The organism is Weizmannia acidilactici (genome assembly GCF_008974225.1).
Taxonomy (GTDB): domain Bacteria; phylum Bacillota; class Bacilli; order Bacillales; family Bacillaceae_C; genus Weizmannia; species Weizmannia acidilactici.
Genome location: NZ_BKZR01000011.1, coordinates 13,765 through 28,805 on the forward strand (window position 1 = coordinate 13,765; position 15,041 = coordinate 28,805).

Annotated in this window: 14 protein-coding genes; 8 read left to right on the forward strand and 6 right to left on the reverse strand. The window is 46.8% G+C overall.

The genetic code is table 11. The features are described 5' to 3' along the window. Positions 1-103: 103 nt before the first annotated feature. The 3 genes from GBH70_RS05680 to GBH70_RS05690 all read right to left on the reverse strand — a co-directional run bounded on the left by GBH70_RS05680 (position 104) and on the right by GBH70_RS05690 (position 2,641). Positions 104-970 carry a Cof-type HAD-IIB family hydrolase gene (locus GBH70_RS05680; RefSeq protein ID WP_151680142.1) on the reverse strand — a complete coding sequence of 289 codons (867 nt, stop codon included), beginning with the start codon at positions 968-970 and terminating at the stop codon, positions 104-106. A 121-nt stretch (positions 971-1,091) separates the two neighbouring features. Next, positions 1,092-1,439: a YlbF/YmcA family competence regulator gene (locus GBH70_RS05685; RefSeq protein ID WP_151680143.1), complete on the reverse strand. Its 348-nt coding sequence runs from the start codon at positions 1,437-1,439 to the stop codon at positions 1,092-1,094. Positions 1,440-1,507: 68 nt separating this feature from the next. Further along, positions 1,508-2,641 (reverse strand): DUF445 domain-containing protein, encoded by a 1,134-nt coding sequence (locus GBH70_RS05690; protein ID WP_151680144.1) that lies wholly within the window; start codon positions 2,639-2,641, stop codon positions 1,508-1,510. A 297-nt stretch (positions 2,642-2,938) separates the two neighbouring features. Here GBH70_RS05690 and GBH70_RS05695 point away from each other — a divergent pair, with 297 nt between their 5' ends. The 6 genes from GBH70_RS05695 (at position 2,939) to GBH70_RS05720 (ending at position 10,238) form a co-directional block, all read left to right on the forward strand. Further along, entirely contained in the window at positions 2,939-4,273 is a 1,335-nt protein-coding gene (locus GBH70_RS05695; protein WP_253693534.1) for a YheC/YheD family endospore coat-associated protein, read from the forward strand. Continuing rightward, a complete protein-coding gene (locus GBH70_RS05700) occupies positions 4,263-5,372 on the forward strand; it encodes a YheC/YheD family endospore coat-associated protein (protein ID WP_151680145.1) in 1,110 nt (369 codons plus the stop codon). The genes GBH70_RS05695 and GBH70_RS05700 overlap by 11 nt, the downstream gene beginning before the upstream one ends. 64 nt (positions 5,373-5,436) lie before the next feature. Beyond that, entirely contained in the window at positions 5,437-6,798 is a 1,362-nt protein-coding gene (locus GBH70_RS05705; RefSeq protein WP_151680146.1) for a YheC/YheD family endospore coat-associated protein, read from the forward strand. Continuing rightward, positions 6,795-7,985, forward strand: a complete 1,191-nt coding sequence (locus GBH70_RS05710; protein ID WP_151680147.1) for a YheC/YheD family endospore coat-associated protein — start codon at positions 6,795-6,797, stop codon at positions 7,983-7,985. Before GBH70_RS05705 ends, GBH70_RS05710 begins: the two co-directional genes overlap by 4 nt. Positions 7,986-8,141: 156 nt before the next feature. Then, positions 8,142-9,029 (forward strand): PucR family transcriptional regulator, encoded by an 888-nt coding sequence (locus tag GBH70_RS05715; RefSeq protein ID WP_151680148.1) that lies wholly within the window; start codon positions 8,142-8,144, stop codon positions 9,027-9,029. A 114-nt stretch (positions 9,030-9,143) separates the two neighbouring features. Next, the gene (locus GBH70_RS05720) at positions 9,144-10,238 is read left to right on the forward strand and encodes an ABC transporter ATP-binding protein (RefSeq protein WP_151680149.1); all 1,095 of its coding nucleotides are present in this window, start codon (positions 9,144-9,146) and stop codon (positions 10,236-10,238) included. A 35-nt stretch (positions 10,239-10,273) separates the two neighbouring features. Here GBH70_RS05720 and GBH70_RS05725 read toward each other — a convergent pair whose 3' ends face one another. Next, positions 10,274-10,540, reverse strand: coding sequence for a hypothetical protein (locus GBH70_RS05725; RefSeq protein ID WP_308694291.1), 267 nt, complete (start codon positions 10,538-10,540; stop codon positions 10,274-10,276). 280 nt (positions 10,541-10,820) lie between these two features. Here GBH70_RS05725 and GBH70_RS05730 point away from each other — a divergent pair, with 280 nt between their 5' ends. Further along, entirely contained in the window at positions 10,821-11,027 is a 207-nt protein-coding gene (locus GBH70_RS05730) for an alpha/beta-type small acid-soluble spore protein (protein WP_151680150.1), read from the forward strand. Positions 11,028-11,081: 54 nt separating this feature from the next. On the opposite strand, the gene fumC is transcribed toward GBH70_RS05730, so the two are convergent. Beyond that, a complete protein-coding gene (gene fumC / locus GBH70_RS05735) occupies positions 11,082-12,470 on the reverse strand; it encodes a class II fumarate hydratase (protein WP_151680151.1) in 1,389 nt (462 codons plus the stop codon). Between the two features lie 143 nt (positions 12,471-12,613). Beyond that, the gene (locus GBH70_RS05740; RefSeq protein ID WP_151680152.1) at positions 12,614-14,677 is read right to left on the reverse strand and encodes a transglycosylase domain-containing protein; all 2,064 of its coding nucleotides are present in this window, start codon (positions 14,675-14,677) and stop codon (positions 12,614-12,616) included. 234 nt (positions 14,678-14,911) lie between these two features. Here GBH70_RS05740 and GBH70_RS17110 point away from each other — a divergent pair, with 234 nt between their 5' ends. Next, complete coding sequence (locus GBH70_RS17110; RefSeq protein WP_253693537.1) at positions 14,912-15,013, forward strand: universal stress protein; 102 nt, start codon at positions 14,912-14,914, stop codon at positions 15,011-15,013. The last annotated feature ends 28 nt before the right edge of the window (positions 15,014-15,041 follow it).

A 15,041-nucleotide genomic window follows, 5' to 3' on the forward strand; every position in this document is an offset into this window, starting at 1 on the left:
GGCATTTTCCAATACAATTGTATTGTTTTTTTGAAATTTAAATTTTTGAATTTTTATAACAAAAAGGCTGTTTTCATGCAAAACAGCCTTCCATTTTTATTCGCTATTTCAGCAGTTTCAGTTTTTTTAAAAATTCGATCGGCTGCTGTTTTCGGAAATGTTCTTTGACCATATAGGAAACGCCGTTTTCATTATTGGAGCGCGTCACCCAGTCAGAAGCGTTCTTGACAGTGGCCGGTGCATTGCCCATGGCGACACCGAGCCCCGCCCACTCGATCAGCGGCAGATCATCAAGGCCTGACCCGATGACAACGACCTCTTCACGGCGGATGTTCATGCGGTCACACACGTATAAAAGGCCGCGGAGCTTGGAAATGCCTGCCGGTACGATATCCAGCTTCCCGTTTTCGCAAACAATGCAGTCCACTTCATCAAACATATTGGAAATAGCTTTTTTCGCATCTTGAATATCCTGTTCATTGAAAAATGTCACTTCTATTTTTGGCGGGGACAGCGGCGCCTGATCCAATTTCTCGCTCAAAGAATCGACATATTGTTCGGCGTAGGAAAACGGATTGGATGTTTGGTAAATCACCCTTCCAATCAATCTATTCGGCTGCCTCACTTTATTGGACAGCGTAAATCTCTCGGAAACGAGCCGGACCTGCGCCTGAAAGCCTTCCAAAAACCGCACGAGGTCATGGGTTACCTCTTCGCTGATCCTCCTGACAAAAATTGGTTTATCCAGTTCGCTTGCAATATAAGCTCCCTGATGCGTGATCAGCGAAGAATTCAGCTTCAACATTTTCGCAATGCGATGGGCCGATGCGAAGTTTTTTGAAGTGATCAGCGTAACCGCGATACCTTTTCCGCCCGCATACTCAATAGCCTCTTTTGTCGCTCTGCTGATGCGGCCGTTGTCCTGCAGCAATGTCCCCTCAATATTCAAGGCCAACATTTTATAGATCATGGATGCTCCCCCTCTTCAAGATGCTCTCAAGCGCTTGAGAAAATCTTTCAAACAGCCTGCTTCTTTTATAGATGTATGAGAGAAGGGGGAAAAATAGAACTTCCGCTTGTTCCGCCTGCCCTTATTTCCCGGCATACAATTCTTCGATCGGCTTTACCAAAATTTTATTGATTTCATTCAAAACGGCGCTCAGCCGCTGTTCGGCGTTGATCAGCTGTACAATCGCCAGATTTGCCTGGGCGGCAGCCATGGATGCCTGCGCCTGTTTTGCCTCCTCTTCTGTGATCGGCAGGCCCTGCACCTGTTTCTCCTGAAGCTTGAGCTGAAGATGGCGGAAATGGTCAAATAGCGCCTTTGCCCCGCTATTTGCCTGGACGTTTTCATACGCCTGCTTCAGTGTGGCAAACTCGCCGCTGTTTCTGATCCCTTTTTCGAGCATATAAGCATATTCATATAAATTCGCTGGCACTCAAAAACCCCCTGTCAATCATGCTTTCCATACACAGTATGGTTTTGCCGTCGTTTTGCTACAAATGATTACACAATCAGCGCAATGATGCCCTGGATGATGCCGATGAGGCCGCCCAATAATGCCCCTAAGTACGTAATCATTGTAAATTCGCGCGAGGTAATGCCGAGAATGAGCACTTCAAGCCGCTCAAGCGGAAAGGACTCCACTTCCTGTCGTACAAGTTCTGCCACCTGCAGTTTCCGGATAATCTGATAGACCTTTCCGCTTAAAAAGAGCAGCCCTTTTTCCGTTAATTTCGGGATCCATTCATCCAAAATTTTTTCTTGATAACGGGATACAAACGCCTGTACCGGTATGCCCAATAAACGCCCAACAGGGACAAGCGAAAAAAGTTTTTCATCCAGCCAACCTATGATTTCTTCATCGGGGAGATCCGGCAAGAGTTCCCCAATCGGCTTTTCTTTGATACCGGACCATTCTTTTTCAAGCATTTCCACAATTGTCGCTTTCGTGCCGGGTTCCCGCAGCGCCTTGACGATTTCCGGCTGGATTTTATCCGCGATGGAAAGATTGCCGATGAACCTTTTTACCATGGCGCCGATCATGCCGCGGTCATCTAGAAAATGGCCGATCATCCCTTCTATTTTTCCGTGTCCTTGGGAGCTGGAAATGTAATCGCAAATCCGGCCAATGATCAAATCGGCCAGATCCGGGATTTTTTTCCCGGCTTTTTCGACCACCGCTTCCGGCAAAAGCTCCCAGAGGTTTTGTGAAAAAAGCGATTTTTTCTCCTGGCCGTACCGGATTCGGATATTTTTTGTTATCCAGCTTTTCACTTTTTCTTCCTGCAGATCAATGTTAAAAAAAGCGGCCATTTGCGGAATTGTCCATTTTGAATCCAGCCATTGCAAAAAAGCATCCTTCAGCCATTGCTTCGTCTCGTTTTGAAACGGCGCCGACAGCAGCTTTTTTTCAATACTTTCCGGCGTGACCAAATGGCGGACGACCATTTCCCCGAGCTGCCTCGCAATTTCGTCCCTGCGTTTCGGAATTAAACCGGGCGTAAACGGAAGCTTCCATTTTTTAATATAAACCGCCTGAAACGGCCGAAATAGCATCTTGATGGCCAAATAATTCGTAAATCCGCCGATCACCGCCCCCACGACCGCCATAAAAAGGATTTCCAATAATGCATGCATGTGCAACCATCCTATTCTGTTGAATTCGTTTCATAAAAGGTTCAGTGATTCGCCTTAAAGCGGTACGGGCTTTTTCCATCCTTCGCCAATTTTGCAATCACTAATTATCTCGGAAGAACCCGGCCCAATGAAAAAATACCCTTTTTCCGGCAGGGTATTTCAAAAATGCGTTTTTTCTTCGAACCCTTTTCCAGTACTAATCATAAGATATCAGCAAAAGCCCAAAGAAGTCAAAAATGTTCCGGATCCTTGCGGAGAATGGCAGACGCTTCTTTGCGGAACATGGAGGGGACCGCGGTGGAATGCACCATTGAAATCCGGCCGCATGATCGTGAACGTGGATCGGCAGAAATGCCGGAAAAGCTTTTGGCATCCCTCCGCATTTCTAATGGTGGGCATTTCGCACTCCGGTTCGGCGGGAAAACGGTGGACGTTAAAGTAAAAGCAGCAGCTGGGGAAGACGCCATCCTCCTTCTTTCCCGGGAGTACTTTGGAAGCCTTATGCTCTCGGATCCGCCCACCCGGATGAAAGTCATTTTTCACGAAGGCATGCTGCATCTCGGCCCGGTCATTGCCGTCCTTACAGAAACGGGCAAAAATGGTCCTTCCGAAAACATCCAAGCGTTTTCCGAAGAACTGCACAGGTTTGTCGAAAAAGAAGGCGGCTGCCTTTATGTTGCGGGCTTGAATGCAAGTCCCGGCACAGGATACCGGTTTACGGGCACATCATGGTTAAAGGGCAATGTTCCCGCCCCTGACATCGTTTATAATCGTCTCCATGCCAGGCAGACAGAGAAAAGCCGGCTGTTCCAACAAAAAACGGCAGATTGGAAAGAAAAGGGAATTGATGTTTTTAACTCAAATTATTTAACAAAATGGGAAGTTTACGAATGCTTGAAAGCAAACCCTTTATTACAAGCTTTTTTGCCCGCAACGTTCCGGTATGAAGCAAGCCTGCTTTCCGAAAAGCTCGATGAATTCGGGGAACTGTACGTAAAACCGGAAAATGGGAGCCAGGGGCGCGGCATCATCCGGCTCGCCAAAACGAAAAGCGGTTTTCTCCTCGAGCATAATCTCAAAGAAGATGGCGTGCCGATCATTTTGCAAAACATGGATGAGGCCGCCATGAAAGCGGAAGCGCTGATCGGGCGGCGCCCTTATATGATCCAGCAGGGCATTCCGCTTGTCAGCCCTGGCGGTAGAAAAACCGACTTCCGGTTTCTTGCCTTTAAAAGCGGCGCTGCTGATTGGCACATTATCTCCGCGGTTGCAAGAATAGCCGCAGAAAGCGCAATGGTATCAAACCTCTCGCAGGGCGGACTTGCGGTAAAACCATTGCCGCTTTTGCTTAGCAATTTCGGTAATAAAAAAGGGACGTTCGTATGGGGATTGATGCATGAATTGGCGGCAGCAGCCGCAAAAACAATCGACGCCAATGCAGACGGGCATTTCGCGGAACTTGGCATTGACATCGGGGCTGATAGGAACGGCAAACCATGGATCATTGAAGCAAATATCAAGCCTTCGAAATCCGCATTCGGACCGGCCCGCGGAATCCGCCCTTCTGTAAAAGCACTATACCATTATTGTTTATTTTTGTGGACAGAAAGGAGAACGTCACATGCCGGATAAACTTGGCATTCTCACACTAGATCCTGCGGGCCAGCAGGATTATTTTGAACAAATCGCGCAGTATTCGCAAAAATATGATGTAGAGCTTTATTTATTTTCTCCGCTTGAAGTCATCCCCGGAACGCAGATGGCAAAGGGCCTGAAATTTAATGCACCAGACGGCGAATGGAAGGAAGGCGCATTCCCGATTCCCGACTGCCTTTATGACCGGTGTTTTTACGGCGAAGACCAGTTTTCGAAAGATGCCAAAAAAATCGTGTCATGGCTGAAAGAACGGATGGACATTACGTTTTTAGGTTACGGGCTTCCAAATAAAGGAATCCTTTATGACCGGTTGAAATTTGATTCCAGAATTTCCCCGTATTTGCCGGAAACCGTGAAAGCAACCGGTTCCGATGATGTGTTGCGTGAGCTGAACAAATACCTTTCCGTCATTTTAAAACCGGCGAACGGCGCGCACGGGTATGCCGTTTATTCCCTCGAAAAAAGGAATGACGCCATTACCGTTAAAACGACGAAAAACGGGAACCTTGTTTCAAAAGATTTTATCAGTCTTGACACCTTCGAAAGCTGGCTTTTAACGCTCCTTTCCAAACACAACTTTTTGATTCAGGCTAAGCTTGGAAATACCGACCGGAAAAACCGGCCGTTTGACCTCCGCGTTTTTTTGCAGAAAGATAGAAATGGGCACTGGCGTGAAGTGGCAAGGGGCATCCGGACCGGGGTTGAAAACGGCATTTTGACGAACATGAGCGCGGGTGCCGTGGTTTCAACATTTGAAACATGGCAGCGGCAGACACCATATTTCAACCATGCCTATATCGAACAGGAAATTGCCGACTTAATGAAACAGTTGCCGCTTGCGCTTGAAGAAGCTTTCCACCCGCTGTTCGAACTTGGCGTTGATATCATCATTGCGCATGACCAGTCGATCTGGATACTGGATATCAATTCAAAACCGGGAAGAAAAATGATCGGCCTCCTTTACCCGGAAAAACTCGGGCAAATGTATGAAGCGCCACTTGCATACTGCCGCTTTTTACAGGAAACAGCCATTGGCAAAGAAGGCAGCAGCCAAACTGCGCCAGCCGGGAAATAATGTGTAAAAAAGGCTGGGGCGGAATTGGCCGCGCCGTCTTCCATTCGAAATGAGGTGCTTAAAAATGGCAAAAAAATATAAAATCGAGTTTTTTGACGAATCCGCCTCAATCCTCTACACCCCTTCAACCCTTGCTTTGCCAAAAAATATAAACAAAGCAGCTTTCGGTTCAAAAATCGTGCGGGCAAAAATTGAACCCCACCCGAACGGTCGCACCGTTTTTGCCGCCAGTACCGGTCTCGCGAACGAATTGCACATGCCAGCGTTTTTAACAGACATCCATTGTTTTCAAAGCAACCACATGCTATTGCTCGGGCCGCTCGTCGGTATTTTTACATCCGGCTTCACGCCTTTTGAAACCCGGCCGGCCGGGGCAAGGAGTAATATGTTTGCAAAGCTGCTGTCCGCCCAATCTGCTGCGGGAGTCGTGCCGTTCTTGTTTGGGGAAAAGCATATCGATTGGGAGCAGGGGTTCATCAACGGGTTTTTTTACGGAAAAGGTGGCTGGGAAAGCCGCACCGTCCCGTTTCCAAATGCAATTTATGACCGACTGCCGAACCGGAAAAGCGAGAAACTGAAAAATTCGCGGGAAGTCAAAGAAAAATTGGAGAAAGAATACTTTATCCCTTGGTATAATCCGGGATTTTTCAATAAGCTGGAGATCCACGAACAGCTGTTCCAGGACGTGTGGGCAAGCCGCTATTTGCCGGAAACCCACCCCCTTACATCATTCCACCAAATTGAGCGGATGCTGGCCGATTACGGGATGGTATACATTAAGCCAATGAACGGGAGCCTCGGCCTCGGCGTACACCAAATTCTTTATGACCGTGCATCCGGGGCGTATTTTTGCAGATACCGCAATACTTGCAACCGTTTGTTAAAATTTGGGCGCTTGGAAACGCTAATGAACCATGTTTTTTCAAAAAAACAGTGGGACCGCCTGATCGTCCAGCAGGGAATTTTCCTGATCACCGATAACGGGCGGCCGGTGGATTTCCGTATTCATACGAATAAAGACGAGGAAGGAAATTGGCATGTGACAGCGGTTGCAGCGAAAGTTGCCGGCCCGGGAAGCCCGACGACTCATATAAAAAACGGCGGTGAAGTAAAAACACTGGACGAGATTGCCGAAAACGAGGAGCAGCGAAAAAACTACCGGGACGTGCTTTCGGAAGCGGCGCTGGAACTGGCGCGTGCGATTGATGAACATATCGACGGCATCATTGCGGAAATCGGTTTTGACCTTGGGATCGGAACGGATGGCAAAGTGTGGCTGTTTGAGGCGAATTCAAAGCCCGGCCGCTCTATTTTTTCAAATCCTTCGTTGAAGGAATGCGATTTGCTGACGCGAAAAATGAGCTTATCATTTGCTGTTTATTTAACGGAACGGCAGGTGGAAGCGCCCGGGGAAATGTTCCCATGACAGTCGTCTATTTTGACCGTTCCAAAAAAATTTTTGCAAGGCGGCAAAAAACCCCGCTTTTTTGGGGGAAGGACAAAGAACTTCTTCCTTTTTCAGGCCAACTAAACAGGGAATGCAGTTTCCGCCTTGTCTTAAAAGGCGAAGCAGCCGGCCCGATTATCGGCATATTGGCTACAAAATCGCAAAAGGGGGTGATTTCAGGCAGCCGGGATTTTTATATCCGTATCCAGCAAAAACTGCAGGAAAAAGCGGGGGGCCTTTCTTTTTTATTCAGCTTGGAAGACATCCGGGGGGAAACCATCAACGGCCTTTTTTGGGATACAGGAAATGGAAAATGGCTGCGTGCCATTTTTCCCCTTCCAGATACAGTCTACAACCGCATCTCTTCGCGGGAAGAGGAATTGGCGGAAAGTTTTCTTCAGTTTTCCGCCCTGCTCAAGCAAAAGGGCATCCCTTTTTTCAACCCGCATTTTTTAAATAAATATCATTTGTACGAAACACTGCTGCAGCAGCCGGAGATTGCCCCTTTTCTTCCGGAAACGGTGCAGGTTACGGATCAGAATCATTTTTACTGCTTTCTAGAGCAGCACCGCGATGTGTATGTAAAACCTGCTGCCCGCTCGCAAGGTTACGGAATCAGGCGCGTTATTCAGCATGAAAATGGGCAGTTTGAATACGCATGCCCCTATTCGAGCCGGAAATTTACTGATTTCGCGGCAGTATGGTGGGAAATTGGAAAGCTCCTTGAAAAAGAGGCTTACCTTGCCCAAAAAACTGTGCAGACTGTGCCTCTTGAAGGAAAAAAATACGACTACCGCGTCCACGCCCATTTTAACGGAAAACAGTACGAGGTGACAGGCGTCGGCATACGGTTGGCCCGCCCCGGGGGGATCACCACCCATACAGCAAAAGGCGGAGAAGCCGCACCGCTTCCGCCCGGCGCCAACACCAGCATTGTCAAGGAGATCACGCCGCTTATTGCGGCATGCGGCACGGCTTTATCAAAAGCATACGGTTTTTTCGGAGAATTCACCGCCGATATCGCGCCCGGGCTTGACGGAAGTCTTTACCTGTTTGAATTGAATGCCAAACCGATGGAATTTGATGAACCGGAAATAGAAGAGAAAAAAACGGAAAAACTTGTAGATTTGTTTTATATGCTTTCGGGATATGGGCCGGATGATTAACCGCTCCGGCACCATTCTCCCCCGGAATTCTTCCCCTGCCCCTTTTTGTCCTGGTTCTCTGACTGCTTCCAATCTTCCCGATTGAAACCATTTCCCGTTTTACAAAAATTGATTAAAATAGACTATATTCGATCAAGATATAGGGGGATCCGACAAATGCTGGAAAGATTAAAAGCGCGTTATCCGAACGCCTGCTGTGCAGATGCCCCGATACCGATGAAACATATGGTTTGGTTTTGGCTGGAAGAAGAAAACCAGTATATAGGAATCGATCCCGGGGAACTGACCCGTGAAGAAATGCTTCTTCTTAAAACGGTTTTCCCAAAATTTTACGAAGAACAAGCTTTATTTGGCGAAGAGGCTTCCAAATGGTATGAATATCTTTTTTTGCCTGAAGCGCAGGCTCCTATTGAAAATGAAAATGCGATGTACCGCATCACCCAATTTTCCATTGCAAAAGAGGTGACGGACAGTTCCGAAGTCCAGGAAGCCTTAAAAAATATGTATGTGCACAATGTCACGGTTGCCATGATAAACAAGCGTGAGGGCATCATTATTGAAGAAAAAAATCAAACAGCGGCTGCTGAAGACGATCTGCAAGCTTCCATCCATGCATTCGAAAGCGATTTTTATATCCCGATTTCGCTGTATTTGGGGGAATTTAAGACAGTAAAAACGATCAAACCGTATTTCCGGCTCGAGCAGCAGCTTTTTGAATTTGCCCTCAGCCGTCATAAAAAACCCGCTCTATATACGATGCATTCCGTGCTTCCCCTTTATTTGCTGGAGCATATGCCTGAAGGTGAAAAGAAGCTTCTGTTCGAATCACTGCTTGAAATCTTTAAAGAGGACCGGGATATGCTGCAAACGGTCAAACTGTACCTGGAAAACTTTACAAATGCCAGTCTGACGGCAAAACAGCTGTTTATCCACCGTAATTCCCTGCAGTACCGTATTGAAAAATTTGAAGAAAAATCGGGCCTGAATTTAAAAAATTTTACAAGCGCCATGCTCGCATACCTTGCATGCCTGCAAATCCAATAACAGAAAATGGGCAAGGTGCCGAAAATGTTTTCAAAATTTTGTGCACCTTGCCCATAACTTATTGAAAAGGCTTTCTTTATAATAAAGGTAACAAATTGAAGGAGGCTTTTGACAATGACTGAACTGGTACTTGACCATATTTATAAAATTTACGACAATAACGTGACGGCTGTGTCCGACTTTAATTTACATATTAAGGATAAGGAGTTTATCGTATTTGTCGGGCCATCCGGTTGCGGAAAATCAACGACGTTAAGGATGATCGCAGGGCTTGAAGAAATTTCAAAAGGCGATTTGTACATGGACGGTAAAAAGGTCAATGATGTGGCGCCGAAAGACCGGGATATTGCAATGGTGTTCCAAAACTATGCACTTTATCCGCATATGACCGTTTATGATAATATGGCCTTCGGGCTGAAACTGCGTAAAGTGCCGAAAGCGGAAATTGACAAACGGGTACATGAAGCAGCGAAAATCCTCGGGCTGGAAGAGTATTTAAAGCGGAAACCGAAAGCGTTATCAGGCGGGCAAAGGCAAAGGGTTGCGCTTGGACGTGCGATTGTGCGCGATGCGAAAGTCTTCCTGATGGACGAGCCGTTGTCCAACCTGGACGCGAAACTGCGTGTACAGATGCGTGCCGAAATTGCGCGGCTCCATCAGCGTCTGCAAACGACCACGATTTATGTCACCCACGACCAAACAGAAGCGATGACGATGGCCTCAAGAATTGTAGTCATGAAAGACGGTGTCATCCAGCAGGTCGGAACGCCGCGCGAAGTATACGATACACCTGCAAACCTGTTTGTCGCCGGCTTTATTGGTTCACCGGCCATGAACTTTTTCCGCGGCAAAATGGATAACGGCAAATTCCATTTGAACGGCTCCGTTCAAATTGATGTTCCCGAAGGCAAAATGAAACACTTGAAAGACTATGTCGGTAAAGAAGTCATTCTCGGCATCCGTCCTGAAGACATTCACGACGAACCTGTCTTTATTGAGGCGGTCCCGGGTGCTTCCATCCGTGCTGTCATTGAAGTTTCCGAACTGCACGGCGCCGAAACGATGCTTTATTCGAACATTAACGGCCAAGATTTTATTTCCCGGATTGATTCAAGAACCATTGTTAAACCCGGCGATGAGATCACCCTCGGTCTTGATATGAATAAATCCCATTTCTTTGATGCTGAAACTGAATTGAGAATCGGTTAATGCCCTAAAAGCCAGCCGTCTGATTGCGGCTGGCTTTAAACTTTTCTATATGCGATTTCTTTCTTTTCTTCATAGCCGCAGTGCACACAATAGTAAAGATGGACGCACGTTTCTTTTTTTGTGCTGGCAGGGTCGCCATCCTCAAGCTTTTCCAAATCAATCTCCATATACGGGCTGTAATCATCAAAATAATCATACAGCTTTCCGCCGTCCGCCAGCGCTTTCCGGCAATTCGGACACTCCTCCTGCAATTCACCCAGCCCATTGCATATCAGGCAAATTTTCATCTTGTTCACCAACATTCCCGGACATTCTTAGGGGCTGTGTTATATTTGTTAACCACGGAAACAGCCCATGTTTCAATTTTAAAATGTACGGAAAACCAAAAGCTTATTCAAAGGGTGGTACCTAATTTTTACCAGTACGAAAAAAGAATAACTGCACCGCAATTCCGCATAATACATAGTACATAGAACAAGTTCCCGCTGGGTTAAACCGAGAAGGTGGCGGGCGAACAGTCCGCTTGCTGGTGCAATTCCAGCCGACCCAACCATAAACCATACAACGAGGAGATGACACCTTATGGCAAACAACAATAGTTCAAACCAATTGTTAGTAGATGGAGCTGAACAAGCGCTTGAGCAAATGAAATATGAAATTGCGCAGGAATTTGGCGTGAAACTCGGCGCAGATACAACTTCCCGCGCGAACGGGTCTGTCGGGGGAGAAATTACGAAACGCCTTGTCCAAATGGCCGAACAGCAGCTTGGCGGCACTATCCATCACTGACAATCTTAATAAAGAATGGATAAAAAGGGAGTCCTGCGCCTCCCTTCTTCGATGTTATTGTTTCAGATTTACCATTTTTTCCGGAACAATCCATTTATCATACTGTTCTTCTGTCACATAACCCGTTTTAATGGCGGCTTCTTTTAACGTGGTCCCTTCTTTAAAGGCTAGTTTTGCGATTTGCGCCGCTTTTTCATAACCGATATGCGGGTTTAAAGCGGTAACAAGCATGAGCGAACGGTTGACGTTTTCACGTAGCGTTTCAACATTCGGCTCAATGCCGCGGACGCATCTTTCATCAAACGACTTCATCGCATCGCCGAGCAGATGGACCGATTGCAGAAAGTTATAAATGATCACTGGTTTAAACACGTTTAATTCAAAGTTGCCCTGGCTTGCCGCAAACCCGATCGCGGCATCGTTCCCGAATACTTGTACCGCTACCATCGTTACCGCTTCACATTGGGTCGGGTTGACTTTTCCCGGCATGATTGAGCTACCCGGTTCATTGGCCGGGATTGTGATTTCCCCGATTCCACTTCTCGGGCCGCTTGCAAGCCATCTCACGTCATTGGCAATTTTCAACAAGTCGGCAGCAAGCCCCTTCAAAGCTCCGTGCACATGGACAAGCTCATCGTGGCTTGTAAGTGCATGGAATTTATTGTCCGAAGAACGGAATGGGTAGCCAGTCTGCTTTTCCAATTCTTCAGCAACTTTGTCCCCGAAAGTCGGATCGGCATTGATGCCCGTACCGACGGCAGTGCCACCGATAGCCAAGTTCAAAATATGTTTGGCGCTTTCTCTGATCATTTGTTCGCTTTTCTCCAGCATCGCCCGCCAGCCGCTAATTTCCTGGCCCAAAGTAAGCGGAGTGGCATCCTGGAGATGGGTGCGCCCAATTTTAATGATTTCCATATATGCTTTTTCTTTTTCAATAAGTGTTTGCTTTAACTGTTCAAGCGGCGGCAGCAGCCTCGTTTGCAGTTCGTGATAGGCGGCAATATGCATTGCGGTAGGGAACGTATCGTTCGAACTTTGCGACATATTGATATCGTCGTTCGGATGGACATGTTCCTGGCTGTTTTGTTCCGCAAGAATTTCATTCGCACGTCTTGCAACAACTTCATTGACGTTCATGTTCGATTGGGTGCCGCTACCCGTCTGCCATACGACAAGCGGAAAATGGCCGTCAAATTTCCCATCCAGCACTTCTTCGCACGCCTGCACAATCGCATCCTTTTTGGCATCCGACAATTTGCCGAGACGGTTATTGCCGATTGCGGCCGCTTTTTTCAAATGCGCAAAAGCGCGGATCACTTCCATCGGCATTTTTTCCCCGCCGATCGGGAAGTTCTCCTTACTCCGCTGCGTCTGCGCCCCCCAATATTTGTCTGCCGGTACCTTCATTTCTCCGAGAGTGTCTTTTTCAATGCGGTATTCCACTTTCTTCCCCTCCTGTATGTGCTTTCATTTTCTTTTTTGCAAAATGGCGGCCACTGTGCCATTATGTATTTGCAAATCTATTTTACTATAAATTCTTACAAAGAAACACCTGCAAGCTTCCAAAATGTGCAGGTGTTTCCTGTTTACTGCCCTAAAATGCCTTTTAACTGCTCCTTGATTTTATCGGCGGCGTCTTTCCAGAAGCCTTTGTTCTCTTCAATCGTTTCTTTTAGTTTATCCGCCTGCTCCTTAATCGTCTCATCGATATTTTGCAGTTTTTCTTTTAGCGGGCTGCCGTTTTTCTTTTGCTCGTTAATCGATTCCACGCCGAAATCGCCGGGCTTCGTATATTTTAATGTGGCATTCATGACTGCATTAAAAACCGGCACGATTCCCTGTTCACTTAAACCATACAAATAATGGTTGCGGTTGGTTTTATCATATCCCATCCATACAACACCAACGAGGTTTGGCGTGTAGCCGGCAAACCACTGGTCCATTGTCCCTTCTGCGCCACTGAAGGGAAGCTGCGTAGAACCTGTCTTGCCGGCAATCTTGTATCCCGGCACGCTCACGCCTTTGCCCGTCCCGGATTCGACAACATTCAACAGCATGGAAGTCATTTCCTGGGAAACTTTTTTCGAAGTCACCCTTTCCTGCTTGTCTTTATGTTCAACGATAACTTGTCCTGTCGGGCTGACAATTTTTTTAATGATGTGTACATCGGACCGATTTCCATTATTTGGAAAAGTCGTGTACGCTTGGGCGATTTCTTCCGGGGATACGCCATTTTGAATATTCCCGAGCGCAATTCCGAGCTGTTTATCACCTTTTGTCAACGGGATGCCGAATTTTTTGGCCGATTCATATCCCTTTTCCACACCGATTTTGTTCAGGAGCCATACAGCCGGAAGGTTCAGCGATTTTTCCACCGCCTCATACATCGGTACTTCGCCCAAATACTGGTTGTTATAGTTTTTCGGTGCATAGCCGCCCCTAAACGTCATTTCTTTGTCTTTTAACATGGAATCGGGAGTATATCCTTCTTCGAGCGCCGGGGTATACACGGTGATCGGCTTCATAATCGACCCTGGCTGGCGCTTCAGCTGCGTCGCCCTGTTAAAGCCGCGGAACACTTTCTCTCCTCTCCCCCCGACAAGGCCGCGCACGCCGCCGGTTTTAGGGTCAACAAGAATGGCCCCGCTTTGGATCATTTGGTCGGATTTTCCAGCCGGAAAAAGTGAATTTTGCTGGTAAACATTTTCTAAAGAAGATTGGATGTTTTGGTCCATTTCCGTATAAATTTTATATCCCCTTGTCAAAATCTCTTCCTGTGTAAGGCCGTACTGATTGATCGCCTCATCCAAAACCGCATCGACATAATACGGGTATTTGCCTTTCAGCGCATCGGTCTTTTTGTCTTTCAGCACGAGCTTTTCGCTTTTTGCGGCTTTATACTCTGCTTCGGTTATCATTCCGTACTGTTTCATTACGCTAAGTACAACATTGCGGCGCTGGATGGCGCGGTCGTAATGGTGGTAAGGGTCCAGTGCACTCGGGGAATTGACGAGCCCCGCCAATGTTGCCGATTCGGATAAATCAAGGTCCTGGATGTCCTTGCCAAAATATTTATTGGCCGCTTTTTGGACGCCCCATGCCCCTTCGCCGAAATACACCTGGTTCAAATACATTTCCAGTATCTCTTTTTTTGTATAATGTTTTTCAATTTCAATCGCCAAGAAGAGCTCCTGTATTTTCCTTTTTAACGTCCGTTCCGGGGAAAGGAGCGCATTTTTCGTTAACTGCTGGGTGATGGTGCTCCCCCCGGCGGCCGCCCCTCCTGCTTTGATATCTTTCAAAAGGGCACTCATTGTGCCGATAATATCAAAACCGTGGTGTTTGTAAAAACGGTGGTCTTCAATCGCTACAATCGCATTTTGAAGATCTTCGGGCATTTTTTTAATGGAGACTCCTTCCGAGCGATTCGCCGAGATTTTACTTGCGACGTCCCCATCCTTGTCATAGATGATGGTTGCCTGCTCGAGCCCTTTTTTCAGCTGCCCGACATTCGCGCTTTTTGCGTAGTAAGCAAAAAAAGCCAAAAAGGCAAGCAGCGAGACGGAGGCCAGTAAAATAACGATCTGGGTCATATGTGCCTTTTTCCAATATTCTTTTATAATATTCCAAAAAGGTTTGATTCTGTCCATTTATGATCCTGCCTCATCTTTCCACAATCTGAAAAACTCCTACTCAAGCATCTTTTTTTGTGCTCTTATGCAAAAGCATAGTATGAATGCAGGGAAAAATCAATGCAATCTGTGGAGTGCGACTTAAAACAGCGGATATTTTTTGCATTTCCCGCAAAAACGTTATTTTTGATGCCAATTTCGGTTAAAGAATAAAAAGGGTGATGAAAGCCATATACGAGAGGATGATGGTGAATGTACAAGCATATTGTCATTGCATACGATGATTCGGATGGGTGCAGAAAAGCGCTGGAAAGGGCTGCAGAATTTGTGCTAGCTGTAATGGGGTTAAATTAACCGTTATCCATGTCAATCTGGGAAGCGA

Coding starts and splice junctions, on each gene's coding strand:
- GBH70_RS05680 (WP_151680142.1), bottom strand. CDS start 970: ATGATCTATAAAATGTTGGCCTTGAATATTGAGGGGACATTGCTGCAG.
- GBH70_RS05690 (WP_151680144.1), bottom strand. CDS start 2,641: ATGCATGCATTATTGGAAATCCTTTTTATGGCGGTCGTGGGGGCGGTG.
- GBH70_RS05700 (WP_151680145.1), top strand. CDS start 4,263: ATGCCGGATAAACTTGGCATTCTCACACTAGATCCTGCGGGCCAGCAG.
- GBH70_RS05705 (WP_151680146.1), top strand. CDS start 5,437: ATGGCAAAAAAATATAAAATCGAGTTTTTTGACGAATCCGCCTCAATC.
- GBH70_RS05710 (WP_151680147.1), top strand. CDS start 6,795: ATGACAGTCGTCTATTTTGACCGTTCCAAAAAAATTTTTGCAAGGCGG.
- GBH70_RS05715 (WP_151680148.1), top strand. CDS start 8,142: ATGCTGGAAAGATTAAAAGCGCGTTATCCGAACGCCTGCTGTGCAGAT.
- GBH70_RS05720 (WP_151680149.1), top strand. CDS start 9,144: ATGACTGAACTGGTACTTGACCATATTTATAAAATTTACGACAATAAC.
- GBH70_RS05725 (WP_308694291.1), bottom strand. CDS start 10,540: ATGTTGGTGAACAAGATGAAAATTTGCCTGATATGCAATGGGCTGGGT.
- GBH70_RS05730 (WP_151680150.1), top strand. CDS start 10,821: ATGGCAAACAACAATAGTTCAAACCAATTGTTAGTAGATGGAGCTGAA.
- GBH70_RS05740 (WP_151680152.1), bottom strand. CDS start 14,677: ATGGACAGAATCAAACCTTTTTGGAATATTATAAAAGAATATTGGAAA.
- GBH70_RS17110 (WP_253693537.1), top strand. CDS start 14,912: ATGTACAAGCATATTGTCATTGCATACGATGATTCGGATGGGTGCAGA.